Source organism: Paenisporosarcina sp. HGH0030 (assembly GCF_000411295.1).
In the GTDB taxonomy this organism is placed as follows: domain Bacteria; phylum Bacillota; class Bacilli; order Bacillales_A; family Planococcaceae; genus Paenisporosarcina.
On the sequence record NZ_KE150422.1, the window covers coordinates 264,052 to 289,473 of the forward strand.

The 25,422-nt window shown below is 40.1% G+C and carries 27 protein-coding genes; 13 read left to right on the top strand and 14 right to left on the bottom strand.

The genetic code is table 11. The features are described from left to right. Position 1 precedes the first annotated feature (1 nt). From HMPREF1210_RS13425 to mutY, 4 genes are all read right to left on the bottom strand, one after another. Positions 2-547 carry a DUF402 domain-containing protein gene (locus tag HMPREF1210_RS13425; protein ID WP_016429232.1) on the bottom strand — a complete coding sequence of 182 codons (546 nt, stop codon included), beginning with the start codon at positions 545-547 and terminating at the stop codon, positions 2-4. 136 nt (positions 548-683) lie between these two features. Continuing rightward, positions 684-896 carry a gamma-type small acid-soluble spore protein gene (locus HMPREF1210_RS13430; RefSeq protein ID WP_016429233.1) on the bottom strand — a complete coding sequence of 71 codons (213 nt, stop codon included), beginning with the start codon at positions 894-896 and terminating at the stop codon, positions 684-686. A 65-nt stretch (positions 897-961) separates the two neighbouring features. Next, complete coding sequence (gene fabL / locus HMPREF1210_RS13435; RefSeq protein ID WP_016429234.1) at positions 962-1,708, bottom strand: enoyl-[acyl-carrier-protein] reductase FabL; 747 nt, start codon at positions 1,706-1,708, stop codon at positions 962-964. Next, positions 1,708-2,772, bottom strand: coding sequence for an A/G-specific adenine glycosylase (mutY, locus tag HMPREF1210_RS13440; RefSeq protein WP_016429235.1), 1,065 nt, complete (start codon positions 2,770-2,772; stop codon positions 1,708-1,710). Before mutY ends, fabL begins: the two co-directional genes overlap by 1 nt. 163 nt (positions 2,773-2,935) lie before the next feature. Here mutY and HMPREF1210_RS13445 point away from each other — a divergent pair, with 163 nt between their 5' ends. Beyond that, positions 2,936-3,916 carry a metal-dependent hydrolase gene (locus HMPREF1210_RS13445; protein WP_016429236.1) on the top strand — a complete coding sequence of 327 codons (981 nt, stop codon included), beginning with the start codon at positions 2,936-2,938 and terminating at the stop codon, positions 3,914-3,916. Between the two features lie 68 nt (positions 3,917-3,984). On the opposite strand, the gene HMPREF1210_RS13450 is transcribed toward HMPREF1210_RS13445, so the two are convergent. Genes HMPREF1210_RS13450 through recX form a run of 3 tightly spaced genes read right to left on the bottom strand, consistent with a single transcriptional unit; the run spans position 3,985 to position 5,390 of the window. Beyond that, positions 3,985-4,254: a YfhJ family protein gene (locus tag HMPREF1210_RS13450; RefSeq protein WP_016429237.1), complete on the bottom strand. Its 270-nt coding sequence runs from the start codon at positions 4,252-4,254 to the stop codon at positions 3,985-3,987. Between the two features lies 1 nt (position 4,255). Beyond that, a complete protein-coding gene (locus HMPREF1210_RS13455; RefSeq protein WP_016429238.1) occupies positions 4,256-4,588 on the bottom strand; it encodes a YfhH family protein in 333 nt (110 codons plus the stop codon). Further along, a complete protein-coding gene (recX, locus tag HMPREF1210_RS13460; protein WP_016429239.1) occupies positions 4,578-5,390 on the bottom strand; it encodes a recombination regulator RecX in 813 nt (270 codons plus the stop codon). Before recX ends, HMPREF1210_RS13455 begins: the two co-directional genes overlap by 11 nt. A gap of 115 nt (positions 5,391-5,505) precedes the next feature. Here recX and HMPREF1210_RS13465 point away from each other — a divergent pair, with 115 nt between their 5' ends. The 4 genes from HMPREF1210_RS13465 to HMPREF1210_RS13480 all read left to right on the top strand — a co-directional run bounded on the left by HMPREF1210_RS13465 (position 5,506) and on the right by HMPREF1210_RS13480 (position 9,717). Further along, positions 5,506-6,405, top strand: a complete 900-nt coding sequence (locus HMPREF1210_RS13465; RefSeq protein ID WP_016429240.1) for a TIGR01777 family oxidoreductase — start codon at positions 5,506-5,508, stop codon at positions 6,403-6,405. A gap of 48 nt (positions 6,406-6,453) precedes the next feature. Further along, positions 6,454-7,257 (top strand): delta-lactam-biosynthetic de-N-acetylase, encoded by an 804-nt coding sequence (pdaA, locus tag HMPREF1210_RS13470; RefSeq protein WP_016429241.1) that lies wholly within the window; start codon positions 6,454-6,456, stop codon positions 7,255-7,257. A 51-nt stretch (positions 7,258-7,308) separates the two neighbouring features. Then, complete coding sequence (gene rlmD, locus HMPREF1210_RS13475; RefSeq protein ID WP_016429242.1) at positions 7,309-8,682, top strand: 23S rRNA (uracil(1939)-C(5))-methyltransferase RlmD; 1,374 nt, start codon at positions 7,309-7,311, stop codon at positions 8,680-8,682. 186 nt (positions 8,683-8,868) lie between these two features. Further along, complete coding sequence (locus HMPREF1210_RS13480; protein ID WP_016429243.1) at positions 8,869-9,717, top strand: neutral zinc metallopeptidase; 849 nt, start codon at positions 8,869-8,871, stop codon at positions 9,715-9,717. 39 nt (positions 9,718-9,756) lie between these two features. Here HMPREF1210_RS13480 and HMPREF1210_RS13485 read toward each other — a convergent pair whose 3' ends face one another. Beyond that, entirely contained in the window at positions 9,757-10,935 is a 1,179-nt protein-coding gene (locus tag HMPREF1210_RS13485; protein ID WP_016429244.1) for an MFS transporter, read from the bottom strand. 83 nt (positions 10,936-11,018) lie between these two features. Here HMPREF1210_RS13485 and HMPREF1210_RS13490 point away from each other — a divergent pair, with 83 nt between their 5' ends. The 4 genes from HMPREF1210_RS13490 (at position 11,019) to HMPREF1210_RS13505 (ending at position 16,195) form a co-directional block, all read left to right on the top strand. Beyond that, positions 11,019-11,399: an OsmC family protein gene (locus HMPREF1210_RS13490; RefSeq protein ID WP_016429245.1), complete on the top strand. Its 381-nt coding sequence runs from the start codon at positions 11,019-11,021 to the stop codon at positions 11,397-11,399. A 329-nt stretch (positions 11,400-11,728) separates the two neighbouring features. Beyond that, positions 11,729-11,914, top strand: a complete 186-nt coding sequence (locus HMPREF1210_RS13495; protein ID WP_016429246.1) for an SE1561 family protein — start codon at positions 11,729-11,731, stop codon at positions 11,912-11,914. Positions 11,915-12,594: 680 nt separating this feature from the next. Further along, on the top strand, positions 12,595-14,136 hold the full coding sequence (locus HMPREF1210_RS13500; protein ID WP_016429247.1) for a fumarate hydratase: 1,542 nt from the start codon (positions 12,595-12,597) through the stop codon (positions 14,134-14,136). Positions 14,137-14,287: 151 nt separating this feature from the next. Continuing rightward, on the top strand, positions 14,288-16,195 hold the full coding sequence (locus HMPREF1210_RS13505) for a heavy metal translocating P-type ATPase (protein ID WP_016429248.1): 1,908 nt from the start codon (positions 14,288-14,290) through the stop codon (positions 16,193-16,195). A 13-nt stretch (positions 16,196-16,208) separates the two neighbouring features. Here the strand turns inward: HMPREF1210_RS13505 and HMPREF1210_RS13510 are convergent, their stop codons facing one another. Then, positions 16,209-17,186, bottom strand: a complete 978-nt coding sequence (locus HMPREF1210_RS13510; RefSeq protein ID WP_016429249.1) for a YihY/virulence factor BrkB family protein — start codon at positions 17,184-17,186, stop codon at positions 16,209-16,211. A gap of 16 nt (positions 17,187-17,202) precedes the next feature. Beyond that, complete coding sequence (locus HMPREF1210_RS13515; RefSeq protein ID WP_016429250.1) at positions 17,203-17,613, bottom strand: YtxH domain-containing protein; 411 nt, start codon at positions 17,611-17,613, stop codon at positions 17,203-17,205. A 143-nt stretch (positions 17,614-17,756) separates the two neighbouring features. Here HMPREF1210_RS13515 and HMPREF1210_RS13520 point away from each other — a divergent pair, with 143 nt between their 5' ends. Next, on the top strand, positions 17,757-17,978 hold the full coding sequence (locus HMPREF1210_RS13520; RefSeq protein WP_016429251.1) for a DUF1128 domain-containing protein: 222 nt from the start codon (positions 17,757-17,759) through the stop codon (positions 17,976-17,978). Between the two features lie 397 nt (positions 17,979-18,375). Here the strand turns inward: HMPREF1210_RS13520 and HMPREF1210_RS13525 are convergent, their stop codons facing one another. The 3 genes from HMPREF1210_RS13525 to HMPREF1210_RS13540 form a co-directional block, all read right to left on the bottom strand. Beyond that, the gene (locus tag HMPREF1210_RS13525; RefSeq protein WP_016429253.1) at positions 18,376-18,966 is read right to left on the bottom strand and encodes a hypothetical protein; all 591 of its coding nucleotides are present in this window, start codon (positions 18,964-18,966) and stop codon (positions 18,376-18,378) included. 256 nt (positions 18,967-19,222) lie between these two features. Continuing rightward, a complete protein-coding gene (locus tag HMPREF1210_RS13535; RefSeq protein ID WP_016429254.1) occupies positions 19,223-20,143 on the bottom strand; it encodes a pseudouridine-5'-phosphate glycosidase in 921 nt (306 codons plus the stop codon). Continuing rightward, positions 20,144-21,238, bottom strand: a complete 1,095-nt coding sequence (locus tag HMPREF1210_RS13540) for a carbohydrate kinase (protein ID WP_016429255.1) — start codon at positions 21,236-21,238, stop codon at positions 20,144-20,146. Between the two features lie 172 nt (positions 21,239-21,410). Here HMPREF1210_RS13540 and HMPREF1210_RS13545 point away from each other — a divergent pair, with 172 nt between their 5' ends. From HMPREF1210_RS13545 to mreBH, 3 genes are all read left to right on the top strand, one after another. After that, complete coding sequence (locus HMPREF1210_RS13545; RefSeq protein WP_016429256.1) at positions 21,411-22,643, top strand: aminopeptidase; 1,233 nt, start codon at positions 21,411-21,413, stop codon at positions 22,641-22,643. A 101-nt stretch (positions 22,644-22,744) separates the two neighbouring features. Further along, complete coding sequence (locus HMPREF1210_RS18255) at positions 22,745-22,885, top strand: hypothetical protein (RefSeq protein ID WP_016429257.1); 141 nt, start codon at positions 22,745-22,747, stop codon at positions 22,883-22,885. 247 nt (positions 22,886-23,132) lie between these two features. After that, complete coding sequence (mreBH, locus tag HMPREF1210_RS13550; protein ID WP_016429258.1) at positions 23,133-24,140, top strand: rod-share determining protein MreBH; 1,008 nt, start codon at positions 23,133-23,135, stop codon at positions 24,138-24,140. Here the strand turns inward: mreBH and HMPREF1210_RS13555 are convergent, their stop codons facing one another. Then, the gene (locus HMPREF1210_RS13555; RefSeq protein ID WP_016429259.1) at positions 24,141-25,289 is read right to left on the bottom strand and encodes a nitric oxide synthase oxygenase; all 1,149 of its coding nucleotides are present in this window, start codon (positions 25,287-25,289) and stop codon (positions 24,141-24,143) included. Between the last annotated feature and the right edge of the window lie 133 nt (positions 25,290-25,422).

The window sequence follows — 25,422 nt, forward strand, 5'->3', positions numbered from 1 at the left end:
TTTACTCACGTATTCGAAGTTGCTTGTGAAATAGGTAACGGCTTGTCCACACCTCGATAAAATCTGGTGCAAATGGTCCTTTTCGTTGTTTAATCCAACTAATTAGTTTTTCCACATTACGATGTAAGATCGTATCAATAACCTCAGGATAATTCATTTGCTTTTTATGATCTTCAAATTCATCTTCGTCCAAAATTGTAAATGTCATATCTGGGAAGACTTTAACATCTAAGTCGTAATCAATGTATTTTAAAGATTGGTTATCGTAAATAAATGGTGAACTAATATTGCAGTAATAGTACACACCATCTTCGCGCAACATACAAATGATATTAAACCAGTGTTCAGCATGGAAATAACAAATCGATGGTTCCCGTGTTAACCAAGTGCGACCGTCTGACTCGGTAACGAGCGTGCGTTCGTTCGCGCCAATGACAATATTTCTTGTCCCTTTCAGAACCATTGTTTCCTGCCAGACGCGGTGGATTTTGCCGTTATGCTTGTAGCTGTGGATCTGAATCGTTTCTCCTTCTGCTGGTATTGACATGGATAAGCCCACCTTTTCGTCAAAGCACAATATATATAAATCTTGCAGTGTACTCATTATACCAACCAATTTACAAAAACTGTAGCAAAAAAATCAGCGAAGGCATAAGCCCTCGCTGATTAGTGGTGAATATTCATTATTTAGTTGAATTATTGTTGCGGTTTGCTTGTGGACCAGAAGCATTGTTTTTCTTCTGAGCAGATTGTTGATTGCGTTGGATTACTTCGTTAACATCAGTTTCAGAACCGAACTCTGTAGTGAAGTTAGCTGGAGTCCCCATCGTTGATTGTTGATTTTGTCTACGTACTTCTGCAGCGTTGGTTGGTTGGTTGTTGTTTTTGTTTGGCATGAATTTTCACCTCCATACTCATTAATGTGTGCAGGTTGAGAAAACTTATGCTTACAAATTTTTTTTTACATTACGATGGAGCGTCCGCCATCCACAATGATGGTTTGACCGCGAATCATATCCGAGCTATCTGAAATCAAGAACATGGCTGTTTTGACCATATCTTCGATTTCAACCATACGTCCAGCAGGTGTATTTTTTCTTGCGTCATCCAATAGTTCTTCGCGATTCGGGAAGTGCTTTAATGCATCTGTATCAAGCGCTCCACCGGAAACTGTATTTACTGCAATCCCTTTTGCCGCAAGTTCGACAGCTAAGTAACGCGTAATGGATTCAATCGCCGCTTTTGATACGCCTACAGTTGTGTAATTTTCTAAATAACGAATCGAGCCTAGTGAGCTGATTCCAACGATTTTTCCGCCTCGGTCCATTAATTTTGCCGCTTCCTGTGCCCCAAATAGCATGGCTTTCGCATTAATATTCATGGTCCAGTCCCAGTGGGATTCTTCCAATTCCATTACTGGTCGCAGAACTCCAGAAGCTGCATTGCTTACGAATACATCCAGACGGCCAAACTCTTCACGAATTGTTTCAAACATCGCTTTTAATTTTTCTACATCTCCTACGTTTGCGCGTACAAGAAGGGCTTTTTGACCAAGCGCTTCAATTTCTTTCACTGTTTCGAGAGCAGCTGTTTTGCTGCGTGCATAGTTTACAACGATATCATAGCCATTTTTTGCAAGTTCAATCGCAATTGCCTTTCCGAGTCCTCTGCTGCTTCCGGTAACTAACGCCACTTTGTTTGTTGTCATTATTGTTTTCCCCTCTCCATATAAGCCTGCCAAATTTTCAACATTGGGACAGGCATCGGTACTTCTTTAATTTCTTCTAATGATAACCACTTACAACTTTCAGTCAGACTTACTTCGACTCCATGTCCAACGAAATTATTCATCTCCCATGTTAAATGAGAAAAGACATGTTTAAAAGAACCTAAATCCATTTCTTTTGTAAAATGTGTGCCATAACGATCTTGGAACAGTGGAATCGTCCCTTCATCTTTGTTTGCGCGCTCAATCATGGGGAACTGCCACATGTTCGCCAACAAACCTGTTTCAAGTCTTTTTTCCATGAGAAATTGTTTTTGTTCATTTTGGGCAATATAAACATCATAATGTTGTGCTTTCGTTTTTTTGTTTTTCGTTTTTATTGGCAAGTCATTTTGTTCACCTGCATAAAAAGCAGCACAATTTTCTCTAACTGGACACAATAAACATTTTGGCGATGTTGGCGTACAAATCACTGCGCCCAGTTCCATCAATCCCTGATTGAAGGATGACGGATCTTGCGGGTCGATGATTTCAGAAACGGCTTGTTCAAAAATTTTTCTCGTTTTCGGCTTTGCGATATCTTCTTTTATTAGAAGAACCCGTGATAATACTCGCATGACGTTCCCGTCAACCGCATGTTCAGGTCGTCCATAAGCAATGCTCAATATGGCACCAGCCGTGTAAGGACCTACACCTTTTAGTGTCGAAATTTCATTTCTTGTTGAAGGCACTACACTATTATAAGTTTCAACTACTTCCTTTACACCTGCTTGTAAGTTCCGTACACGGGAGTAGTAGCCTAAACCTTCCCATTGTTTCAGAATTTTTTCTTCTTCAGCATTCGCCAATTCTTCCATTGTAGGAAAAGCTTCTATAAAACGATTGTAATAAGGTATGACTGTATCCACTCTTGTTTGTTGGAGCATGATTTCCGAAACCCATATTTTGTAAGGGTCTGATGTCTCTCTCCAAGGTAGATTTCTTTTTTCTTCTAAATACCATTCAATTAACGATTTACGAAATTCAATTTTGTTGAATTCATTCATACTTTACACCTACATTCTGTTGATTACATGTTCTACATTACGGGTATACCAGTTTGTAGAATGCAATCAATCTTGGAAGTCTAACCGTTTGTTATTTTAACAAAAATATCTTATGATGAACAAAATTATTCGGGCAGTCTCCATACAAAAGGAGTTGATACAGTTGGATACAGGTACTCATGTTGTTATGGGAATCGCTTTAGGTGGACTAGCCATGATTGACCCAGTGGTTGCTAACCATTCCATGACCGCCACAGCCGTCATTGCAGGAACCATTATCGGTTCTCAGGCTCCTGACCTTGATACGGTCCTAAAATTAAGAAATAATGCGGTATATATTCGCCATCATCGTGGCATTACCCATTCCATTCCGGCTGTCTTGCTATGGCCTTTGGCGATTTCCGGCGTCCTTCATTTAATTATGCCAAGTGCAGACCTTTTGCATTTATGGTTATGGACATTTCTGGCCGTATTTCTCCATGTTTTTGTGGACATATTCAATTCATACGGAACGCAAGCACTGCGTCCATTTTCAAATAAATGGGTGGCTCTTGGAGTAATCAATACATTTGATCCCATCATTTTTGGTTTGCATGTAGTTGCCTTGTTGTTCTGGGCATTCGGTGCAAATCCGGTATATACAATGCTGTTGCTATACGCAATTGTTTTTGTCTATTACCTTCTTAGGTTTGCAGTCCAGCATGCAGTCAGACATGCAGTCAAAAATACGATTCCTACGGCGGAAGAAATCATCATCGCACCAACGATTCGTTTTTTCCAATGGCGTATTGCAGCAATCTCTAAAACGCATCACTATGTAGGTAGAGCTTATGGACGTTCAATCAATATTTACGATCGCTTTGACCGTAAAACGATACCAGATTCTCCCCTTGTGAAAGCTGCTTTGAAAGACAAGAACTTGCAAGCTTTCATCTCATTCTCTCCTATATACCGTTGGGAAATTACAGATCATGATCACATTCATGAAGTTCGTCTCATTGATTTGCGTTATCGCAGCAATGATTATTACCCCTTCGTAGCTGTTGCTCATTTAAATGAAGACCTGGAAATCGTTAATTCTTATACAGGCTGGATTTTCAGTGAAGAAAAACTTCATAAAAAATTGGATTTCCTTTCAAACTAAAAAGTACACGACACTCGATGTCGTGTACTTTTCTTATTCGATAACCATAACGGTTAACAAATTTTTTCTTATTGTTGTGAATCGTTGTCCACTTGTAGCAAATGAGCATATTTCGGATTGTTACCTGCAAATTCATGAATCCGTTCTCCATAGCTTTCAATCCATTGACGAATTACTTTCTCAGTAACTTCGGTACCTTTATAATCATAGCCCGCTTTTGCGTAAGATGATTCAAAATCTGACCATAATAATTCAATCCACACACGTGCTTTGGCGACAGATAATGACTCATTCTTTGCTGCAAGTTCTTGAACTAATTGTTCGATTTGCTGTTGCATATTATTTTCCCTCCTTCAGTGGTTTTAGCATGGATATCGGCAATGCTTCAGTAAATTTTTCCCCACCAAGTCTGTAACCCCAAGCAAAACGCCCTTTTAAGTAATCCACTTGGAAAAAGACTCCTGGATCTCCTTCAATCCGATACATTTCTCCAGGTACAATCGATGCAGGATCTACTAAATAAGCTTGTGCCATAATTGCTTTACGTTCCAGAACAGCATATTCGTTTACATGACCAAGCTGACTCGCTTTACGTGCTTGTTCCAGTAATTTGGCAATTGCTTGGCGTAATTCCTGTTCGGACATCTGACTATATTTTTTTTCAATTTCCATCTTCTTCGAGCTCCTTTTTTCCAATAAACATTTCGATTTGTTCTGCAGGGAAACCTTTTACATACAAGGCTTGCTTCACTCTGCGTTTACGATCAAACCCGGTATATTTCGAAGAGAATTTCCGCCAGATTTTATCTCCTTGATCTGCAATCATTTCTTCCCATTCTTCTGGTTCTGTTTCAAATTCAATATCTTCAATAGCTTTGCTAATAATGGCATAAGAGTATCCCTTACGCAACAAGGTGTCCTGAATTTTTTGCTTTACTTGCATTGGCGTTTTGGATGAATGCTGGTTGGCTATTTTGGCAGCCAGACCTTTTGCAATTTCAGTTTGGTCTTCTTCCGTATACGTTTCAAGCACTTCTTCTTGCAACGATTTATCGATTCCTTTTTTCTTGAGTTCCTGTTGGATGGCACGAGGACCTTTTTTACCTGTTTTCTTTTGCGTTTCAAGCAATGCTTTAGAAAAGGATTCGTCGTTCAAAAAATCCAATTGATACAATTTTTGAATGGCTTCCAAAACAACGGCTTCTCCGTATTCAGCATCAAGCAGTTTCTTCTTAACTTCGTGTTCACTCCGCATACGGAAACTCAAGAATTGAAGTGCTTTGTTAAATGCTTTTCGCACTTCGTCGTCATAGACGATTTCATCTCTTTCCCAATCCTCCAGCACTTTGCCTTTCGATAATTGGTACTTTATAAGAAGCGATTCATCTACCGCAAATGCGTATTTTTCCTCTATATAAATATTATAACGTTCAGGATTATTTTTTTGACGCATGATTTTCGTAATGACTGTCACAACTATCACCTCATGTAACAAGTATACACATTATTAGAGGCACATTCATTTGCGTACACTTATAGAAGAAAGGGTATTATACATCTAACAGCTTTATAAAGGAGGATTATATTAAATGAAAATAGCGATTACTGGAGGAAGTGGATTTGTCGGACAGGAGATAACGAAGCAACTAACCTACAAAGGACATGAAGTGTTTATTTTAACGCGTTCGGATAAACAATCCGACGGCTCGGTACATATGGTCAAATGGCTTACAGATGGTGCTAAACCTGAAGAACACGTTGAATGCATGGATGCTTGGATTAATCTAGCCGGTGCATCAATTAATGAAGGTCGCTGGACTTCGGAACAAAAACAAAAAATTTATGAAAGCAGAATGAATGCAACAAATGAAGTTCTGCGCATTTTTAAAGAAGTGACGAAAAAGCCTTCCGTTTTGATTAATGCAAGCGCAATCGGGATTTATCCCCCTTCTGAACATGCAACATATACCGAACATTCGTCTTATCGTGGATCGGATTTCCTGGCAAAAACAGTTGAGGACTGGGAGAGTAAAGCGACGGAAGCGGAGCAATTTGGGACACGTGTGGCTTGCGGACGTTTTGGCATAATCCTTGGAAAAGATCAGGGTGCTCTTCCCCTTATGGCTTTACCTTATAAAATGGGTGTCGGAGGAAAAGTCGGAACTGGCCTTCAATGGGTATCATGGGTCCATGTAGCTGACGTCGCCAAAGCCATTCTTTATGCAATTGAAAATGAAGATTTTTCAGGTCCTTTTAACGTAACAGCGCCAGATCCGAAACAAATGAATGATTTTGGGGGAATTTTGGGCAAAGTTTTACAGCGACCTCATTGGATGCCCGTACCTTCACTTGCATTGAAACTTGTACTGGGTGACAAGAGTCAACTTGTTTTGGAAGGACAAAGAGTTATTCCCGATAAATTGTTAACCCATGGTTTTAAATTCACTTATCCAGATTTGCAACAGGCACTTAAAAATATTTATGCATAACATTTCAGAGAAAACGCAACCTATCTTAAAAAGAAAGGTTGCGTTTTTATGTGGTGGAAACATACCGTAGGCGTCATTGCCTCATGTGCAATATTAACTCTGGGCATTTTATTGAATCCATTTCAAGTAGATGCCGAATCTCTTAATTGGGGATTCAAAAAATCAAAACAGGAAGAACAAGCTCAAGCCGGGAGTGCATTTGATGAACTCTTGAAAAAATATGGAGCCTATTACAAAGGGTCTCCCGATGAAAAAATCCTATACCTTACGTTCGACAATGGCTATGAAAATGGCTACACTGCATCTATTTTAGACACATTGAAAAAAGAAAAAGCACCTGCCACTTTTTTTCTGACAGGTCATTATGTAGAAAGTGCGACGGAACTGGTCCAACGTATGGTGAAGGAAGGCCATCAAATAGGAAATCATTCGTATGGCCATCCAAATATGGCTAATTTATCGGAAGAACGAATGAAAGAAGAATGGGAAAAATTCGATCAGATTCTTGCCGAAAAAACGGGCGTGAAGAGAACATATTTTGCACGGCCTCCTGAAGGTGTTTTCAGTGAAAAATTACTTGCCTATGGTAACGAGCTCGGCTATCGCCATATGTTCTGGTCTGTCGCTTTCGTTGATTGGTATGCTGATCGTCCACAAGGAAAGGCTTATGCATACAACCATTTAATGAACCAACTTCATCCAGGTGCCATAATTTTGATGCATACGGTTTCTCCGGATAATGCAGCCGCTTTACCCGATTTTATTCGTGATGCCAAAGCGAAAGGCTACACATTTTCATCGTTAGACGCATTGGTAAATGAAGCAATCGAATTCCCGTTGTCTTTTCATTAACTGGTCTGTCCTATATACTGTAGAAACCAGTAGTAAAGGACGTGAAAACATTTGTCACAAGAAAACATAATCGAAGTCGGTCAAAAATTCCCGCTGACAATCAAACGCCTTGGCATTAATGGAGAAGGCATTGGCTATTATAAGCGCAATGTCGTCTTCGTTACAGGCGCTCTTCCAGGAGAAGAAGTGACCGCTCAAGTACAAGTAGTCAAGCGCAATTTTGCTGAAGCAAGCATTCTAAAGATCCGTAAGGCCTCACCTCACCGGCAAGATGCACCCTGCCCTGTTTATGAAGCCTGCGGTGGGTGTCAATTGCAGCATATGACTTATGAACAACAGCTTAAAGAAAAACGTGATTTGATTGTGCAATCACTTGAACGATACGTAAAAGACATTGCAAATGATATCGAAGTGCGCCAGACAATCGGCATGGATAATCCATGGCATTATCGCAACAAAAGTCAATTCCAAGTACGTAAAGACGGCAAGAAAGTAAAAGCTGGTCTATTTGCGGAAGGTACACATCAGTTATTGGATATCGATGAGTGTATCGTGCAACATCCACATACAACACTTGTGACGAATGCAGTAAAAAGAATTCTAGAGAAACTTAAAATACCGATTTATGATAGTGAAACCGGCAATGGTCTAGTACGAACAATTGTGGTCCGTACCGGCATTCAAACAGGTGAAATTCAGTTAGTACTTGTCACTACACTTGCAGAAATGCCGAAACGTCAACTACTCATTGATAAATTGGCGACCATAGATCCTGCCATTGTCTCGATTGTCCAAAATGTCAATCCGAAGCAAACTTCCTTAATTTTTGGCGAGCGAACAATAGTTCTTCATGGCAAGAAAACACTCCATGAAGAATTAGGTGAACTTTCATTTGATTTATCTGCACGAGCATTTTTCCAATTGAATCCCGCTCAAACCGTTCGTTTATATAACGAAATTAAATCGGCTGCAGCATTAACAGGTAAAGAAACCGTTGTCGATGCTTACTGTGGTGTTGGAACAATTGGCTTATGGTTAGCCGATCAAGCAAAAGAAGTCCGAGGAATGGATATCATTGCGGATAGTATTTACGATGCAAAGAAAAACGCAGAGAAACATGGATTCACTCACGCTACTTACGAGACTGGCACTGCTGAAGAGTGGCTTGCCACATGGAGCCGTGAAGGGTTCTCCCCTGATGTTCTAACTGTAGATCCACCTCGGACCGGTTTAGCTGACAGTTTATTGCATACTATTTTAAATGTGCGACCGAAAAGATTTGTCTATACGTCATGTAATCCATCCACTTTAGCAAAAGATTTAAGCGAATTGCGTAAGGTTTACAATATCGTCTATATCCAACCTATCGATATGTTCCCGCAAACAGCACAAATCGAAAGCGTCACATTGTTGGAACGTAAATAATCATTGAACGATAAACACTAGAATCATTTAATATAGCCTCATAATAAATAATAATTTCTAGCATGCTCAATTGGGCATGCTTTTTCTTTTTGTTTAATATCAAGGATTATTATTTTTAATTCTAGGGAATAAAGACAATAAGTTACTACGAATTTAAAGCTAAATTGGATTTACGGAGGAATTGCTATGAAGTGGAGAGGTCGAAGACAAAGTGCAAATGTAGAAGATCGCAGAGGGATGGGTGCTGGTGGAATAGGAATTGCCGGTGGTGGAATTGGTCTAGTCATTGTCATTATTATGACGCTAATCGGTGGCGGTGGTCCCGGTGATATTTTGAATAATATACAAGGCACTGATACGAACCAAGCAGGTCAATACGAAGAAACCGAACAGGAAAAAGAACTGGCGGATTTCGTTTCAGTTGTCCTGGCAGACACCGAAACTGTATGGAGCGAGCTTTTCAAAGAAAAAGGATCGGAATATCAGAAACCGATCATGGTATTGTATAACGGTCAAGTCCAATCCGCTTGTGGAGCAGCTGGCTCAGCCGTAGGACCATTTTATTGTCCAGGTGATTATAAGCTTTATATTGATTTAAGCTTTTATGAAGAATTGAATAAAAAATTCCAAGCTCCTGGTGACTTTGCAATGGCTTATGTTATTGCCCATGAAGTTGGTCACCACGTGCAAACACTTTTAGGTACAAATAAGGAAGTAATGGCACTTCGCAATAAAATGAGTGAAGAGGAGTTCAATCTATATTTAATACGTCTGGAGTTGCAAGCGGACTATTATGCTGGCGTTTTCGCCCATTACGCAGAAGGTCAAGGCTACTTAGAAGTAGGCGATATTGAAGAAGCGATTACTGCTGCAAGTGCAGTAGGTGATGATAATATTCAAAAGAAAACGCAAGGATACGTCGTACCGGAAAGTTTTACACATGGTACTTCTGAGCAACGCATGCGTTGGTTCAAAAAAGGATATGAAGCGGGAACAATTGAAGATGGTGATACATTTAAAGCAAAAAATCTATAATGACCTCTCATAAATGAAAACAGCATGTCCCATCGAATCTCAACTCGATTGGACATGCTGTTTTTTGGGCTTCAACAAGCTTAATAAACTTAACGTCAATAAAAATAACGAAATAAGCCATAAAAAACTGAAGTCTTTAAAGTACTCCAGAAACACACCGCCCAAAAATGGTCCGGTCAAGCTGCCGATACTAAAGAAAATCCCGCATAGTAAATTCCCTGATGGCAATAAAGCTTTAGGCGTTAAATCCGCCATGTAAGAAATACCAAGAGAAAATGTTGACCCTACGAACAAACCAGCGAGTAGAAATGCACCGATAAGTGTCCAAACATTATTCTCTAACATGGCTGCCAAACTAAAAGAGAACGCGCCGCCAAACAACGAAAATAATACGACTTTCTTTCTGCCGATTCGATCACTTAGAGCACCTAATGGTAACTGCGAAAGGATTCCACCTGTTGAAAATGCAGCTAATATAATGGAAACCATAGACACATTGACATCATTTCGCAACGCGTAGACTGGGAAAATGGCATGCAAGCTGGACTCCAAAAATCCGTAACTAAATGGAGGGATAAAAGCTACCCAAGCAAATCCAATGGTTGCCCCAAAACGTGCCCATGTCCCTCGCATTGTGGATGTTTCATGTATATGCCCGGGAAAATCATTATCTACAAAAAATATGAGTGACCAAGCGGACATACATAAAATCCCCGATATGATAAACGGCAAGCCTTCGTAAATATAAACGAGTGGCAAAAATAAAGGACCTGCTGCGAAACCAATTCCGAATGACAGTCCGTACAATGCGATATTGCGCCCTAAGCGTTCTTGTGGCGAAAAGCTTGTAATCCATGTTTGAGTCGAAAAATGAAGTGCATGGTCTCCTATTCCAATGAACAATCGCAAAATAAACCAAAAAACAACACTTTTCCATAGCGGAAATAACAGCAATGATACAAAAACCAACATCCCTCCGATGAGAATTATGGGCTTATAACCAAATCTTCGAAGTGGCTGTTCCATAAATGGAGAAATTAAAAGTGTTCCGATATATAGCCCTGTTGCGTTCAAACCGTTCAATGAAGAAGAAAGTCCATCTTGTTCGAAAATTACAGAAATGAGTGGCAACAGCATTCCTTGCGAAAATCCAGATATCGAAACAATGACCACTAAAATCCAAAATCTTCTTTTTTCTAAGGCTGTAAACTGATTCATGAAGGTCCTCCTGCGTACGGGTTGAAATTATATTCATTTCAACCAAGTTTCGGTACAATTCTATCATAAAGGAGGGATTTGCGTTGAAGTATGTGATGACAGAATATGGATTAGAAACAGAGTTGGAGTTTGGAAAATTAACGATTTCAGGAGATGAAACAAAAGGATTTAGACCTTACCAATTAATTGTTTCGTCTCTTGTAGGCTGTAGTGGCGGCGTTCTTCGAAAAGTATGTGAGAAGATGCGTATGCCGATTGAGGATATGGAGATTGAAGTATTGGAAGTGTTGCGCAATCCTGAAGAAGCAAATCGACTCGAAAAAGTGCACATCCATTTCAAATTAAGAGGTCAACTCGAGGAAGCGAAAGTTGAAAAAGCAATGATTCTGACGAAGAAAAATTGTTCTATGGTCCGTTCTGTAGACCAATCAATTGAAGTCGTAGAAACGTTCGAACTTATTTAGACATTGATGAAGGCTCAGTCGATGATCTGCGAACAGATGATTGGCTGAGCCTTCTAAATATCACTAATATCCAATTGAGTATCCATATATCGATTCACGGCTATTGTGCCGGTGAAATGTTCGAACCCCCTCCTTCTAACTGATTGATTGGTTTCGACTATTCACTACGGCCTCCCCTCTCTTGTTGAAGTAAATTAACCTTAACACGTTAATTAACTTTTGTAAATATTCAAAATACATTTAATATTAAAATATTTCATAAGTCCTACTGACAGTTGAAAAATCATTGTATATGGGCTACGATGTATGTGTAAAGCGAGGTGGCTCACATGGGCAAGTCAATTTCAAACAAAGACCAACAAGTCACATACTTAAAAGAACGTCTTCACATTTTCTTAGAAGTATTAGATTCAATTGAACCAGAAACGACTGAACTTGAAGACATTGATCGCTTGATTGCGATGATGGATGACTTAGAAGAAAAGATGGAACAATTTAAAAACCGTCCTGAATGAACACATGGAGAGTGCCTATTTATATGGGTGCTCTCTTTTTTATGTTCCAAATTCTATTTTATTTTAGCTCTGTTAAATGGTGTGGTTGTTTATCGTACATTTGCGCTTGCCGCACGTTCCGCATGAGCCCAACAAGTATGAAAACCACATACTTGCGGTCTCATTCTTCACGCTCTTGCGGCCAGCTAGGCGCAAATGCACTCTTCGTAATATCAACAACATTATTTAATAGGGTGTTCTAGAGTCTGTTAATCATATTGTTAAAGTAAAGGAATCTGCGCCACTCCTGCGGAAAAACGGGCTGGCAAGACCCCGCAGTGAGGTACGAGCGAGGAGGCTTGCCAGTTCGTCCGCGGAAAGGGCGCAGATTCCTTTTTTGTAAAATCAACCGTGAAAGTTCAAAGCGGTTAGTTCGAATGAAATTTTAAGCTATGAAATGTTTTTTGACTAATCGCAGACCATTTCTGTCGGTTCGCATGTGATTTATGTCCAGTCAGAGGCGGTTTATATCCATCTGCAATGGTTTTACGTCCATACAAATCTCTTTCTGTCCATTCGCATCCAACTTCTCCTTACCCCCCTCCCTCCTTTCGACATCCATTCCTTTTTTTAGCCAACTGAAAAGAGTATAATGGAGAGTGGAATTATGACTAAGCAATGTATGAGAGGGGTCAACACACATGTACTTAGAAACATTGGAAAAAAGCATATATGACTTAATTACAGAAACGTCGACAAACTTACCGAAAGATGTGCGTCGTGCAGTCCGCAAAGCTAAAGCGGCGGAAAATGCGGGCACTCGCGCTGCGATGAGTTTGGATACAATCACCAACAATATTCAAATGGCGGACGAAAATGTCTCCCCTATTTGTCAGGATACTGGGTTGCCTACTTTTAAAATCAAAACGCCAATTGGGGTTAACCAACTTGAAATAAAAGCGGCAATCAAACGTGCGATGGTTACTGCTACGAAAACTGGTAAACTGCGTCCTAATGCAGTAGATTCATTGACTGGTGAAAACAGTGGCGATAACTTGGGCGAAGGTGTTCCAGTTGTGAAGTTTGAGCAATGGGAAAAAGATTACATAGAAATGAAGCTTATCCTTAAAGGTGGCGGATGTGAAAATAAAAACATTCAGTACAGCCTCCCTGCACAACTTGAAGGAATCGGTAAAGCAGGACGTGACTTGGATGGCATTCGCAAATGTATTCTTCACTCAGTCTATCAAGCACAAGGTCAAGGGTGTTCAGCAGGATTCATTGGTGTAGGAATTGGTGGCGACCGTGCTTCCGGATATGACTTAGCCAAAGAACAATTATTCCGCTCTGTGGATGACGTGAACCCTAACGCGCAACTCGCTGAACTTGAAGAATACATTGTAGAAAAAGCTAATACACTTGGCATTGGCACGATGGGCTTTGGTGGAGAAGCTACTTTACTAGGTTGTAAGATTGGTGTCATGCACCGTATTCCGGCAAGTTTCTTTGTTTCCGTAGCTTACAACTGTTGGGCTTACCGTCGATTGGCGATCAACATTAACCCTGCGACTGGTGAAATCAATGAATGGCAATATCAAGAAGGCGAAAAAGTTGAGTTTAAAGACTCAGGTACAGATCAATCTGCTGAAGAAGCAACATCTCGCATTGTCGAACTGCGTGCACCAATCAGCGAAGAAGAAATTCGCCAATTAAAAGTCGGCGATGTCGTGAACATCAGCGGGATGATGTATACAGGACGTGACGCGATTCATAAATATTTATCCGAAAATGATGCACCAATAGATTTGAATGGTCAAATCATTTATCACTGTGGTCCGGTTGTTTTGAAAGATGACGAAGGCAAATGGCATATTAAAGCGGCTGGTCCGACTACATCCATTCGTGAAGAGCCTTACCAAGGCGACATCATGAAAAAATTCGGCATTCGTGCGGTTATGGGTAAAGGCGGCATGGGACCAAAAACACTGGAAGCGCTTAATGAACACGGCGGAGTATATTTAAATGCAATTGGTGGAGCTGCTCAATACTATGCGGATTGTATAAAAGATGTTGAGGGCGTGGATTTAATGCAATTCGGCATTCCTGAAGCGATGTGGCATTTGCGCGTTGAAGACTTCACGGCGGTCGTTACAATGGATTCTCACGGCAATAGCTTACATGCAGATGTAGATAAATCATCTCTTGAAAAATTAGCCCAATACAGTGAGCCTGTATATAAATAATTCATTAGATTGCCTGTTTAAGAACTTCTATGTTATAATGATTATTAATTAATATAAATTCTAATAAATGCTGGTATTCCCTTTGGGAGTGCCAGCTTTTCGTACATTTTAGGGACTATGATTTTGATTTTCATTATCAGGAGGAATGTAAATGAGAGCAAAAGAGCAAAATATTTCACTGACAATGTTCAGTCGCATCAAACCACATGCCGAATTGATTGCAGCACTTTTATCAGGCGTATTAATTGTAATCGCTTGGCTGATCGGAAAAGGCGAGGAAAGCTCCTTATCCATTTCTATCTATTTAATCGCCTTTCTAATTGGCGGTTACGCTAAGGCGAAGGAAGGCATTTTACACACAGTGCACAACAAAGAATTAAACGTTGAGTTACTGATGATTTTTGCCGCAATTGGCTCATCCATTATTGGCTATTGGACGGAAGGTGCGGTCCTAATTTTCATTTTTGCACTAAGTGGGGCTTTGGAAACTTACACGATGAATAAAAGCCAACGCGAATTATCAGCGTTAATGAAGTTACAACCAGAGGAAGCATGGCTGCTGGATGAAAACGGGCAATCAAAGCGTGTCGCTGTAGAGGAGTTGCAAATAGGAAACCTCCTGCTTGTAAAACCGGGTGAACGTATTCCCGTAGATAGCATTATCGTGAGCGGAAATACTTTGGTAGATGAAGCTGCAATCAGTGGGGAATCCATTCCTGTATCAAAACACACAGGCGACCATTTATTTGCCGGTACTGTTAATTTAAATGGTGTCATGACAATTGAAATGAACAAGCTAAGCAGTGAATCGCTCGTACAAAAAATTATCGAACTTGTGCAATCGGCGCAAAGTGAAAAATCACCGGCGCAACAATTTATAGAGAAGTTTGAGAGCCGGTACGTCAAGATTGTTCTTATCTCGGTAGGCATCATGATGTTTCTCCCCCACTTCCTATTTGGCTGGGACTGGACGACGACATTTTACCGGGCGATGGTACTACTCGTAGTAGCATCACCTTGTGCACTCGTTGCATCGATTATGCCAGCAACTCTTTCAGCCATTTCAAATGGTGCCAAAAACGGATTATTGTTCAAAGGCGGCGTTCATTTAGAAAATGTGGGTTCCATGAAAGCAATCGCACTCGATAAAACGGGCACGCTCTCTCAAGGAAAGCCCGAAGTGACTGATTTCATCGTTCGTGAAGGCATGGATGAAACCTCAGTTCTGACAAACTGGGCAAGTATTGAATCGCAATCAACGCATCCACTTGCAAAGGCAATTACTAAATTTGCGGTTAATCAAGGGATTGTCACTTCACCTATTTCGAATATGAAAGATGTTCCCGGTTGGGGGATACATGCAACGATTGGAACGACACAATGGAAAGTTGGAAAACCGAGTTACGTAGGAACAGATGCAGCCATGAAGTTTCATGATGGCATTGCTTCTAAATTGACCGAACAAGGAAAGACAGTTGTATTCGCAGCAGATAACGATGGGATCATTGCCATTGCTGCATTAAGAGACCAAGTTCGACCTGAAGCAAAAGAAGCTATTGCTTTACTTCGTGAATCAGGCGTCTATACGATTATGCTGACAGGCGACAATGAACGAACTGCAAAAGTAATTGCTGAAGAAGCTGGCGTTGATCAATACATTGCCGAATGCTTGCCAGAGACAAAAGTGAGCCATATGAAAGAACTACTTTTGAAATACGAAAATGTTGGGATGGTTGGCGACGGCATAAATGATGCCCCTGCTTTGGCAACTGCAACGATTGGAATTGCTATGGGTGAAGGGACGGATGTGGCATTGGAAACTGCTGATGTCGTCCTCATGAAAAATGAATTATCTAGAATCAATTATGCTGTCCGCTTGTCTCGTAAAATGAATCGGATTGTTAAGCAAAATGTATTTTTCTCCATTACCGTTATTGTCATTTTAATCATCAGCAATTTCTTTCAAATGATAAATTTACCTTTGGGGGTCATTGGACATGAGGGCAGTACGATTCTAGTAATCTTGAACAGTTTACGTCTACTGAATCGGAACATATAAAAAGCAGGAGCGTCTATACGACAGCTCCTGCTTTTTTCATGGCCAGTTTTTCTTTTCGTTCCTGTATCACGGCATTGATTTGTCCCCCGACCATCAAGATGATTCCGGAAAAATAAAGCCACATCATCAACACTATGATTCCACCAATACTTCCATATGTAGCTGAGTAATTGGCAAAGCTACTAACATATAATGAGAATCCAAGGGAAACAATGATCCAGCCTAGTGTTGCAAAGATTGCGCCAGGAATTACACTTTTCAAATACAACTTGCGATTTGGGGCAATCCAGTATAACAACATAAAGACGATAAAAATCATGACAGGTGGAATGGTCCATCTTATATTATTCCATACTTCCAAAAATCCTTGTTCATAGCCGAGATAAGAGAATATGAAAGTACCAATTTGTTTGCCAAATACCGGCAATACAAGTGCAATTACAAATAGCATTATGAGCAATAAAGTGAAAATAACGGATATACCTCTTGCGATGAAGAAAGGTCTTGTTTCTACCAAATCATATGAACGGTTAAATGATTTTATCAATGCGTTCATCCCATTCGATGCAGACCAAATGGTAGCAAGAATCCCGATTGATAATAAACCACCGTTGCGGTTATTGAGCACTTCATTCAAAGTGCCATCAATCAGCGTGTATACTTCAACAGGTGCATATGTACGCAAAATATTAAAGAGTTGATCCTCCTGCAAATTCAAATACGGCAACAAGGTCACCAAAAAAATCAGCAAAGGGAATAGCGATAATAAAAAGAAGAACGCAAGTTGTGCCCCTAAGCCTGATACGTCCACATGTTGAATGCGAGCAATTAATTCTTGAAAGAATCCTTTTGATGATGTGACATCAAAAGGATGCTTAGGTTCTTTATTTTTTTTCTTAAATTGCATCAATTTCAGCTTACTTAAGAAATTCCCTGACGACTTGGTTTTTTGACTACCTCTAGGTTGAATTGGAATATCTTCGTTAGCCATGTCATCGTTCCCTTCCTTATGAGAAATATTTCTCTTCGTATACATGCTCAGGTAAAACCGGCATAGTGAATTCATCTTCATCGTCTTTTACAATGGTTTTGTACTCTTCTTTAGAGTGTTCGAATGCTTCTTTTGTATCTGTTACCAACGTTTTCACTTGTGGTGTCAAGATTTTCATTTCTTCCACTTTCCCTGATAAATATTTAGCATCTTGGGATATCTGAGTATAAACCGTCTGTAGAACTTCTGCTTTTTCCTGTAATTTCATTATCAGGTCATCACGGTTTTTTGAATAATATTTCACGTCAGAAGATACCGTTTTCAATTTATATTTAACCTCTTCACGTGTCGCACGATCAAATAAACTGATCCCCGCTCCTGCCAATGCTCCAACAACCATGCCTTTAAATAATTTGCTTTCCTTCATATAAAAACCTCCTAAGTAGTAATAATCATTGTGCTTTAATATACCCAACTCTTTCTTCATTAAAACAATAAGTGAATTGGATTTGACAATCTTTCTGTCCCATGAAATGATTAACCATATTGTCCGAAAGGCAGGAATCCCAAATGAACTTAACTCAACCTTCACAAGAAAATGTGGAATACATGATTGAACAAATAAAAGAAAAACTTCGTATGGTCAATGTAGATGCCATGAAATCTGAGCATTTTGATGACTCTCAGTATGAAGATTTACACGATTTGTATGCCATGGTCATGAAGCGTGATACATTCAGTCCAAGCGAAATGCAAGCCATCGCATCAGAGTTAGGTTCATTACGTAAATAATTTTTTAAAAAACTTAGCGAACTTTTTTAGCCGAGAACCTCTAGTCTTGTTGACTTAGAGGTCTTTTTATATTGCTCAGCAAAACCAACTGCCTTCTCTGATGACAATCTGCATGCCCAATAATGTTAAATTAGCGTCAGTTCGCCATTGCTCCCATTGCTCTTTTTGAGGCAATAGATGTATATTTTCGAATGAATGGAAGAAACTATTGAAAACCGCTACACGCACTAGCTTCAAAGCAAAGTGTTAAGCCACCAATGCCACCACCAGTGATAAAAACATCCGTCTTCACGCTCATCCCCTCCATACTATTAAGTTCCTCAATTACTGATCGACAAAACTTTTAAGTATATAAAAAAACACCATTCAAATTTGAATGGTGTTCAAAGACTCATTATCAATAACAAGGAGGGCAGGAAAACTGGGCGACGATGGCTTCAGAAATTTCATCTGCCATATGGAGTGCCTGTAATTCGTATAGGTCGAATGTGTTGATTGAAGCGGTATAATTTTTTTCAAGCAAATAAGTCGTTACTGCTGTAAGTAACTCCAAATGTTTGTACATCATTTCCTGCATTTCATGTTTCGTGATAAAAGGATTAATCATACTCAAAAATTCAGCAATGTCATCTGCATTGGCGTACCACTTTTTATTAATGGCTTCAAAGCTTTTCGTATCTCCCGCTTTTGCCGCTTTCACCAGATCGGCTGCAAGTACCAGATGTTCCTTAATCAACTCACTGTAACGGTCTCCCGCTTCCTTTCCGTAATAAGGCACGAGTGCATCTCCCATCTCGGGAGCGTTTCGTAATAATCGCGCCAGCACCATCTCCAGGTCGGGTGAATCGTTTATCAATGCAATCACGGCTGCTCTTGTCCAGTATACATGCTGTGACCAAAGTAAACGCATCGTATTACGCAGTTCTAGTTCTGCACGACTGAGACATGGATTAAGAGGGGCTACGTATTGATTAATATTCGAATACATTTCATTACCTCCAATTGTTAATCTATGTATCGTATTCCGTATAGGCATTCGACGTTCGCGTTTCTGCAAAAAAAAATTAATAGAAGGAATTTTTGTTTTTGTGGTTTATTTCCGTTCAAATTGGTTTCTTCCTGTAGAAAGTCATTTTTACCGGTCGTCACCCGTGTACTCCCTCTCAGCCTCTCTTTATTCCCTTTCACTCATTTTCTTCCACTAAACATAAAAAAGCCTTCGCAAGGAAGGCTTCTCTAGGAAATTACACATTCATTAAATTTTGATACGCCACGGCAATGCCTGTACCAACAACTGCATTATGTTTAACCAAGGCAATATTTGCTTCCAAACTCTTGCCTTCCGTTAATTCTTTCACTTTTCCAAGTAAAAATGGCGTGACGTTTTTTCCAGCAATGCCGTTTTCGTCTGCTTCTGCCAATGCTTTTTCAATAATCTCAGTAATAAAGGACTCTTCCATTGCATCTTCTTCACGAATAGGATTGGCGATGACTGCTCCACCCTTCAGATTCAATGTCCATTTTGCTCTCAACATTTCGGCTACTGTTTGTGCATCATCCGCACGGAAATTCACTCCAAATGGACTCGTTCGCGTATAGAATGCCGGTAAAGAATCCGTTTGATACCCAACAACCGGTACACCTTTCGTCTCCAAATATTCCAGTGTGAGGCCAATATCCAAAATCGATTTTGCGCCTGCACAAATGACCGCTACATTCGTTTGTGCCAATTCTTCCAAATCTGCTGAAATGTCCATCGTTGTTTCAGCACCACGATGTACGCCGCCGATTCCTCCTGTAACGAATACATGAATACCTGCTAAATCAGCACAAATCATGGTCGCTGCTACCGTTGTTGCACCTTTTTGTTTAGTTGCCAATAAGTATGGCAAGTCACGACGTGATGCCTTGGCTACGTCTGGACTGTTTCCAAGCACTTCTAATTCTTCATCATTTAAGCCGATTTTGATTTGACCGTCCAATATGGCAATCGTTGCTGGTACTGCTCCATTGTCACGAATCAGTTGTTCCACTTCTTTTGCCGTAATTACGTTTTGTGGGTACGGCATCCCGTGAGAAATGATAGTCGACTCCAGAGCGACGACTGCTTTACCTGTCTCCAGTGCTTCTTTTACCTCGGTTGAATAAGATATGTATTGTTTCATTTATAATTCCTCCATTTCTTTTATTAAACGTGTTGCTGAAAGTTCGGTTCTTACCGTGTAAGGAGATGCTAATGTTTTGGAAGCATTCATCAGACCTGCTTGAATCGATTGAGGTAGTGATAAACCCTCCAACCAACTATGTAGCGTTGCCCCAACAAAGGCATCACCAGCTCCAGTAACATCTTCTAGCGAAGAAGCTTTTACGGCCGGCATGTGACGTACACCATCTTCAGCGGAACCAAAATAAACTCCATTGCTTCCAGTTGTAATGACTGCATACTTTGCACCTTTAGCTAAAAGTTCCAATATAGCTTCATGATATTCCTCATTCGTTTTAATCGTCTTTTTCAAATACATTTCGGCTTCATCTAGGTTACATAAGACCCAAGTGACACCATGTAGTTCATCGGGCATGCGATTCATTTTAGGTGAGGAAACAGGCACTATTGCCAATGGAATTTGATTGTCAAAAGCAAATCGTTGGATAAACTGTACCGTTTCTTTCGGACAGTTTAAGTCAATAACAATAAGTGTTGAACCACTTAACAGCATTTCATAGGTTTGTAGATAGGCAGGTGTCAATTCTTCATATACGTCCATATTGGCAATAGCCAGAACCAACTCCCCTGAAGGATCCAGGATTGCTGAGTAAGAACCCGTAGTGTGAGTTGGGAGCTGCTCGATGGATTGCAAGTTCATAAAGCTTTGCGAAGCCGTTTCGATTGTATGCCAATCTGCGTCTTTACCTGCAGTTGTAAAAAGACGCACTTTATGTCCTAAGCGTCCTAAATTTTCAGCGATATTCCGTGAAACACCACCTACACTTTCAATCGCATTCGCTGGATTCGATGTTCCCAGTTGAACATTTTGTTGCAAATGGAATTTACGGTCAACGTTGGCGCCACCAATACAATGAATTTCCCGTTCTTCATGCAAGACATACGCTCTTCCCGCAATCTTTCCTTGTTTCATTAAACCTGAAATTAAATTAGCTAACGCGGGTCTTGAAATGTTCAACGTTTCCGCCATTTCTTTTTGGGTCAAAAATGGATTTTGGCGAATCATCTCAATGATCGCCTGTTCTTTTTCATTCATCACATCACCTCTTTAAACATTTGTTTATAATATAAACTTTTGTGAAGGCAATTACAATACTTAATTTTCAAAATACCAAACTATTCTTTCGTTTTACGATTATTGCAATTGATTTACTGCTTTGAATATTGCTACTATAGAAGCAGACTGGACGAAAAAGGAGAATATTGAAATGACATCATTTAATGAGAAATTAACGAAGTACGCTGAGTTAGCTGTCAAAGTCGGCGTTAACATTCAACCGGGACAAAGTTTATACATTACAGCATCAATTGATAATCCTGAATTTGTACGTTTATTAACTAAAACAGCCTATGAAGTGGGCGCAAAACAAGTTTATGTGGACTGGACGGACGACGTCATTACCCGCACAAAATTCGAAATGGCTCCAAGTGCTTCTTTCGAGGAATTCCCAGCATGGAAAATTCAAGAACGTGAACAGCTTGCGGATCAAGGTGCAGCGTTCATGAATGTGATATCTTCAAGCCCTGATTTACTTAAAGGAATTGAGTCTTCCCGCATTGCTGCATTCCAAAAGGCTGCTGGAACCGCTTTATCGAAATATCGTCAATACGTTCAATCGGACAAAATCAGTTGGACAGTAATTGCAGCTCCTTCTAAAGCTTGGGCAGCGAAATTGTTCCCTGACGTTGCTAAAGATGAGCAAGTTTCTACATTATGGGAAGCAATTTTTAAAGCTGTGCGTGCAGATGTTGACTCTCCTATCGAAGCATGGAAAAAACACGATGAAACTCTTCATGCAAAAGTGGATTATTTAAACGAAAAAAAATATCACAAGTTACACTACACTGCACCGGGTACTGATCTTACAATTGAACTTCCTAAAGGCCATTTATGGTGTGGGGCTGGAAGCGTAAACGAAAAAGGCGATTCTTTCATGGCAAACATGCCAACTGAAGAAGTATTTACAGTTCCTTTGAAAACTGGTGTGGATGGAGTTGTTGTTAGCTCTAAACCTTTAAGCTACGGCGGCAACATTATTGACGATTTCAAAATCACGTTTGAAAAAGGACGCATTGTGAAAGTGGAAGCTGCAGAAGGACAAGAAGTATTACAACAATTGGTGGATACGGATGAAGGCGCGAAGTATTTAGGAGAAGTTGCATTGGTACCTCACCAATCCCCTATCTCTGAATCCGGATTACTTTTCTACAACACTCTGTATGATGAAAATGCGTCAAACCACCTTGCAATCGGAAGCGCTTATGCATTCTGTTTAGACGGCGGCAAAAAGATGTCTCAAGAAGAACTCGCGGAGAACGGCTTAAACCAAAGCATTACACACGTGGACTTCATGATTGGTTCTGAGCAAATGGACATTGATGGAATTTTGGAAGACGGCTCTCGTGAAGCGATATTCCGTGCAGGTAACTGGGCGTTTTAATGAACAATTTTCGACAATTGGTAAAATACCTTCAAGAATGCACTTTCCTCCTGTATACTGATAACTATTGAACAAATAGGTTAGTAGAAAGGAGAGTTCTCATGACTTTCGGGATTATAATTGTTATTGGCTTTATGATTATTATTGGGATAACTGGTCAATTCGTTATGCATTTCTTGGGTAGAGCTTTAGTTTCTCATGACGCAGAAATAATCGATCCAAAACCTAATACAAAGTATTAATCATATAAAGCAATCGTCTACAGACGATTGCTTTTTGTTATGATTTAACTTTTCGTTTACATTTACACTACACGAGTATAACGATAATGTGACAAAATCCTACAAGATACTTAATTCCCCCCTCCTCTCTATACCATATGTCACAGGAAATTCTGCAACATTTGACAACTCCCATTAAGTACCATATGGATTATGCACTAAAATCCTCTATACTTATGAAGCAAACCGTTTTAAGGGAGGAATCTGCATGTTTTCAGGTATTGATTTGGGGATTGATTTAGGAACAGCTAATATCCTTGTATATACAAAAAATAAAGGCATTATTTTAAATGAACCATCGGTAGTAGCGGTGGATACAAAAACTAGACAAGTTGTCGCATTTGGTGAAGAAGCGAAGAGTATGATCGGTAAAACACCAGGCTCGATTACAGTTATTCGACCATTGAAAGATGGCGTCATTGCTGATTTTGATGTAACGACAGATATGTTGCGTATGGTCATGAAAAAAGTAGGCAAAAAAATGGGTAGCTCTGTCCGTAAACCGAACGTTATGGTATGTACACCATCTGGCGCTACTTCAGTAGAACGCCGTGCAATTCATGATGCCGTGAAAAATAGTGGCGCTAAAGAAGTACATTTGATTGAAGAACCTGTAGCAGCTGCGATTGGCGCAGACCTGCCTGTCAGCGAACCAATTGCAAGTGTCATTGTTGATATTGGTGGGGGAACCACTGAAGTTGGGATCATTTCATTTGGCGGTGTCGTATCGTCTAATACAGTTAAAGTTGCGGGAGACCGTATGGATGAAGACATTATTCATTTTGTCCGTAAACAATTCAATGTGTTAATCGGTGAACGCACAGCTGAAAGAATTAAAATGGAAGTCGGGTACGCCTTGATTCCACATACAGTAGAAACAATGGAAGTGCGTGGCCGTGACGTCATGACAGGCCTTCCAAAAACTATTACAATCAGTTCTGTAGAAGTTCAAGAGACTTTGAAAGAATCGTTACTTTCTATTCTGGAAGCAATTCGTGCAACTCTTGAAAGCTGTCCTCCAGAACTATCTGGTGACATTGTTGACCAAGGTGTTGTATTGACTGGTGGCGGTGCCCTATTAAAAGGCATGCAAGAATGGTTATCTAACGAGATTTCCGTACCAGTTCATATTGCCCCTCAACCACTTGAGTCTGTAGCAATCGGTACAGGTCGTTCATTAGTTATGATGGATAAAATACAAAAAGTTGCCCGCTAATCAAAAATGATAGGGGCAACCTTGTGAGCGGGATGATTCTGTCATCTCGCTCATTTTTTTATATAATGCAGGTCGCTTTTGTTTGATAAAGTTCGGCGACAATTCCTCGTTCATAATTCCTTGATGAAAGATTGGAGTCAATGCCGGCGACACCGGTGGAATGAGCCACGTCCAATCCCCTTTTACTTCTCTTTGCTGCTTTTCTTCTTTATCACGAAACGTTTGAAATTGCTGTGCCGCTGTATAATGGTCGACAATCTGGACTCCAGCCTTTTTATACGATGCATACACTGCATGTTGAAGTTCCACTAGGGCTCTGTCCCTCCAGAACGTTGTCGTACTTGATGTATCAAGCTCCAACTGTTCTGCGACATCTCTCAATCGATTGTAACGATAAGAATCTACTAAATTTCTTGCTGCGATTTCTGTCTCCATATACCATCCGTTAAAAGGAGCGGGATAACGTAATCCGCCAATTTCCAAATATCGATCCGAAATGATTGGCACCGCATACCATTTCAGATTAAGTGGTTCCCAGTTTTGATGAACAGGATGATTGATTTCCACTTCAAGTATTTCTTCTTTATTTAATGGTACCATTATTGGATTCCCTTCATCCCATTGGAAAATCACGGGCAATAAATCGTACGGACTGCCCTCACCTTCCCAACCAAGATTTTGGGCTATTTTTGTTATCTCAATCGAAGCTGGATCACCTACAACATCACCTGATTCCAATTTGTACCCTGCATAGCGGATCAACTGATGACTCCACAATTGCACTTTTTGCGGTTCATTTTGTTTAAGTGGCGGAAAAATGGTAATCGTAGACCGAATTTTCCCTGTATTTGTTGCGTGTTGAATATGTTTATGCAGATATCCGGCTACTTCATCAGACGACTCCACATCTCTTGCATCTAAAATATCGAGACTTTCCCAAAACAACCGTCCAATGCATTTCGTACTATTTCGCCAAGCAAGCTTTGCACCATACGTTATTTCCTCCAGTGTATGTGTATAGGTTCCAGTAGCTCTTATTTCACTTTCTACACAACGCTGACGGTCATTTACCACTTCCATTGAAAGTCCATTCTCTTCTCCATATTGAAAAATAAATTTAGCTGCCTCTTCAAGCATTGAATGGTTCATGTTTTTCATCCTTTATGTTTCTTTATCCTTATAGTGTAGTTAATATTTCTATTCTACACAAAGGATTATCGGTACACATTACCTTGTTTTTAAGGAATGTGACTTAAAAGTGGCGAATCCCTATAAAAATCAT

Bases quoted from the DNA above. Each gene is read 5' to 3' on its own strand.
- fabL (WP_016429234.1), bottom strand. From the start codon at position 1,708: ATGACAACAAACAAAGTGGCGTTAGTTACCGGAAGCAGCAGAGGACTC.
- HMPREF1210_RS13505 (WP_016429248.1), top strand. From the start codon at position 14,288: ATGAGAGCAAAAGAGCAAAATATTTCACTGACAATGTTCAGTCGCATC.
- HMPREF1210_RS13450 (WP_016429237.1), bottom strand. From the start codon at position 4,254: ATGCAACAGCAAATCGAACAATTAGTTCAAGAACTTGCAGCAAAGAAT.
- HMPREF1210_RS13480 (WP_016429243.1), top strand. From the start codon at position 8,869: ATGAAGTGGAGAGGTCGAAGACAAAGTGCAAATGTAGAAGATCGCAGA.
- HMPREF1210_RS13515 (WP_016429250.1), bottom strand. From the start codon at position 17,613: ATGAAGGAAAGCAAATTATTTAAAGGCATGGTTGTTGGAGCATTGGCA.
- mreBH (WP_016429258.1), top strand. From the start codon at position 23,133: ATGTTTTCAGGTATTGATTTGGGGATTGATTTAGGAACAGCTAATATC.
- HMPREF1210_RS13540 (WP_016429255.1), bottom strand. From the start codon at position 21,238: ATGAATGAAAAAGAACAGGCGATCATTGAGATGATTCGCCAAAATCCA.
- HMPREF1210_RS13425 (WP_016429232.1), bottom strand. From the start codon at position 547: ATGTCAATACCAGCAGAAGGAGAAACGATTCAGATCCACAGCTACAAG.
- HMPREF1210_RS13520 (WP_016429251.1), top strand. From the start codon at position 17,757: ATGAACTTAACTCAACCTTCACAAGAAAATGTGGAATACATGATTGAA.
- HMPREF1210_RS13430 (WP_016429233.1), bottom strand. From the start codon at position 896: ATGCCAAACAAAAACAACAACCAACCAACCAACGCTGCAGAAGTACGT.
- pdaA (WP_016429241.1), top strand. From the start codon at position 6,454: ATGTGGTGGAAACATACCGTAGGCGTCATTGCCTCATGTGCAATATTA.
- HMPREF1210_RS13545 (WP_016429256.1), top strand. From the start codon at position 21,411: ATGACATCATTTAATGAGAAATTAACGAAGTACGCTGAGTTAGCTGTC.
- HMPREF1210_RS13485 (WP_016429244.1), bottom strand. From the start codon at position 10,935: ATGAATCAGTTTACAGCCTTAGAAAAAAGAAGATTTTGGATTTTAGTG.
- HMPREF1210_RS13500 (WP_016429247.1), top strand. From the start codon at position 12,595: ATGTACTTAGAAACATTGGAAAAAAGCATATATGACTTAATTACAGAA.
- HMPREF1210_RS13525 (WP_016429253.1), bottom strand. From the start codon at position 18,966: ATGTATTCGAATATTAATCAATACGTAGCCCCTCTTAATCCATGTCTC.
- mutY (WP_016429235.1), bottom strand. From the start codon at position 2,772: ATGAATGAATTCAACAAAATTGAATTTCGTAAATCGTTAATTGAATGG.
- HMPREF1210_RS13510 (WP_016429249.1), bottom strand. From the start codon at position 17,186: ATGGCTAACGAAGATATTCCAATTCAACCTAGAGGTAGTCAAAAAACC.
- HMPREF1210_RS13535 (WP_016429254.1), bottom strand. From the start codon at position 20,143: ATGAAACAATACATATCTTATTCAACCGAGGTAAAAGAAGCACTGGAG.
- HMPREF1210_RS13455 (WP_016429238.1), bottom strand. From the start codon at position 4,588: ATGGAAATTGAAAAAAAATATAGTCAGATGTCCGAACAGGAATTACGC.
- HMPREF1210_RS13495 (WP_016429246.1), top strand. From the start codon at position 11,729: ATGGGCAAGTCAATTTCAAACAAAGACCAACAAGTCACATACTTAAAA.
- HMPREF1210_RS18255 (WP_016429257.1), top strand. From the start codon at position 22,745: ATGACTTTCGGGATTATAATTGTTATTGGCTTTATGATTATTATTGGG.
- HMPREF1210_RS13465 (WP_016429240.1), top strand. From the start codon at position 5,506: ATGAAAATAGCGATTACTGGAGGAAGTGGATTTGTCGGACAGGAGATA.
- HMPREF1210_RS13555 (WP_016429259.1), bottom strand. From the start codon at position 25,289: ATGAACCATTCAATGCTTGAAGAGGCAGCTAAATTTATTTTTCAATAT.